Source organism: Clostridium sp. D53t1_180928_C8 (genome assembly GCF_015667795.1).
Classification (GTDB): domain Bacteria; phylum Bacillota; class Clostridia; order Clostridiales; family Clostridiaceae; genus Clostridium.
This window is the reverse complement of sequence record NZ_JADPEL010000090.1, coordinates 3,135-5,573: the sequence shown is the minus strand read 5'-3', so window position 1 is coordinate 5,573 and position 2,439 is coordinate 3,135. Positions and strand designations below refer to the sequence as shown.

Sequence of the window (2,439 nt, the reverse complement as noted above, 5' to 3'; positions counted from 1 at the left end):
GAAATGGCTCATGTTGAGATGATTGCAACTATGATATATCAATTAATGTCTAATGCTACTAAAGAAGAATTAGTTGCATCTGATTTAGGTGGACATTATACAGATCATGGTAGAGCTTTATATTACACTGATGCACAAGGTAATCCATGGACTGCAACGTATATTCAAGCTAAGGGAGATGTAGTTGCTGATCTTCATGAAGATATGGCTGCTGAACAAAAGGCTAGAGCAACTTATGAATGGTTAATTAATCTTACTGATGATCAAGATATAAAAGAGATTTTGCGATTCTTAAGACAAAGAGAAGTTGTTCATTTCCAAAGGTTTGGAGAAGCCTTAATGGATGTACAAGATAATTTTAATAAAGCAGATGATAAAATTTACTATGAAGAAGGATTAGAAATTCCTAATTCGGATATAGTATATTATAACAAATCCTCAATTATAAAACCTAATTAATAGTTAAAGGAATATCAAATTTAATAAGAGTAGATAGTAAATGCCTTCTGTTTATTAAGTGAAAAGTAATAAATAGAAGACATTTTTTATAATTAATTACTGAATATTGTTGATTAAAACTTCAAATAATAAAATTGATAAAATTATATTATTATTGGAGGTAAAATAAAATGTTTGAACACAAAAAGCAATTATTACATGAAGTAAAAGTTGAAAGACCTAACCCACAATATGCAGTATTAATGCAAGAACAACTAGGGGGAGGGAATGGTGAACTTAAAGCGGCGATGCAATATATTTCTCAAAGCTTTAGAATAAAAGATCCAGAAATTAAGGATTTATTTTTAGATATTGGTGCAGAAGAGTTAAGCCATATGGAAATGGTAGCACAAACTATTAATTTATTAAATGGTCATGATGTTAATAATAATGAAGTTTGTAATGGAGAAATTCAAACTCATGTACAATGTGGATTATCACCAGTACTTATAAATTCATCAGGTGCACCATGGACAGCGGATTATGTAACTGTTACAGGTGATTTAGTTGCAGACTTATTATCAAATATAGCATCTGAACAAAGGGCTAAGGTTGTTTATGAATATCTTTATAGACAAATAGAAGATAAGGAGGTTAGAGCAACAATAGACTTTTTGCTTAACAGAGAGGAAGCACATAATGCATTGTTTAGAGAAGCTTTGAACAAGGTACAAAAGAGTGGTTCAAATAAGGACTTTGGAGTTACTGAAGATTCTAAGTTATACTTTGATTTATCAACGCCTGGGCCTGCACATGAATCACCAAATCCTACACCACCTTCATTCGAAAATCCTAGAAGATAAAATTAATTTTATAAATCATAAGAATTAGGAAAGCAATTAATAGAAAGTATTTTATTATATAATTAAATTTAGGATGAATAAATAAATTCATCTTAGAAAATATTAATTAATGAAACTATTATATTGGAGGAGAAATTAATGGCAAATTTAAATCAAATTGAATTACAAAATTTACGTCATTTAATTGGAGCACATTGTACTATTGAAAAAAAATTAGACTTCTATTCTAAGCAATGTACAGATCCAACACTAAAAAATATGTTAGCTAAAGATGCACAAGATGCAAAAGTTAACAAAGAAAAATTAATGTTCTTTTTAGAGTAGGAGGAAAATAGTATGCAAGAAAAAGAAATGATAAGTGATTATCTAGCAGGTTTAAATGCAAGTTTAGCAGGATATGGTAGTATAATTTCTCAATGTGAAAATGAAGAGTTGCGTTCTACAATTCAGCTTATGAGAGATCAAGATGAAATTCGTCAATATGCACTTTTCAAAATAGCTAAAGAAAAAGGATACTATATACCAGCACAACAAGCAACAACAAGTGAAATTGCTACAGTTAAGCAACAACTTTCACAAGGGTAATAGGTTATTTAATGCAGGGATATAATAATTAGTTTTTAATGAAATATAATTAAAATAGAAAATTTAATGTTAAGATACTAAAAAACACCATATATTCTCTTTTAAATAGAATATACGGTGTTTTTTAGTATATAATTTCTAAAGTTGATAAGGAGATTATTATAAGAGTGGCTATATAATATATTAGTTTTAAAGATAATGGAAAATAAATACCTACATATATAGATATTTTTAAAATGTATGTTTCTATGTTATAGAATAGAGTTTTATCTATACTCTATATTTTTAATACACAAGTTACATTAAGATTGCACAATTTTAGATAAACTTAAATTTAAAATATAAGTAAAAATTATACTTAAATAAACTTGAAAAAAGTTATTTTAAGGTTTAAAAAACTATTAAATATACATATTGTATTAGTATTTATATTATAAAATATAAAAAGCTCTCCGGACAGGTCAGACGAGAGCTTGAAAGTAAAGATGAACATTACTTTTTAATATTACATTATGTAATTAATTAAATGGGTACCTTAATTATACAATTAATT

The 2,439-nt window shown here is 27.1% G+C and carries 3 protein-coding genes and 1 pseudogene; all 4 read left to right on the top strand.

All coding sequences use genetic code 11. From position 1 onward, the window contains the following. Positions 1–357 (top strand): annotated as a pseudogene (locus tag I4V51_RS20265) (manganese catalase family protein); the annotation flags it as partial. Positions 358–629: 272 nt separating this feature from the next. Then, positions 630–1,301 (top strand): manganese catalase family protein, encoded by a 672-nt coding sequence (locus tag I4V51_RS20260; protein WP_195990252.1) that lies wholly within the window; start codon positions 630–632, stop codon positions 1,299–1,301. Between the two features lie 138 nt (positions 1,302–1,439). Then, on the top strand, positions 1,440–1,625 hold the full coding sequence (locus tag I4V51_RS20255) for a hypothetical protein (RefSeq protein ID WP_195990251.1): 186 nt from the start codon (positions 1,440–1,442) through the stop codon (positions 1,623–1,625). 12 nt (positions 1,626–1,637) lie between these two features. Continuing rightward, positions 1,638–1,886, top strand: coding sequence for a spore coat protein (locus tag I4V51_RS20250; RefSeq protein WP_195990250.1), 249 nt, complete (start codon positions 1,638–1,640; stop codon positions 1,884–1,886). Positions 1,887–2,439 lie beyond the last annotated feature (553 nt).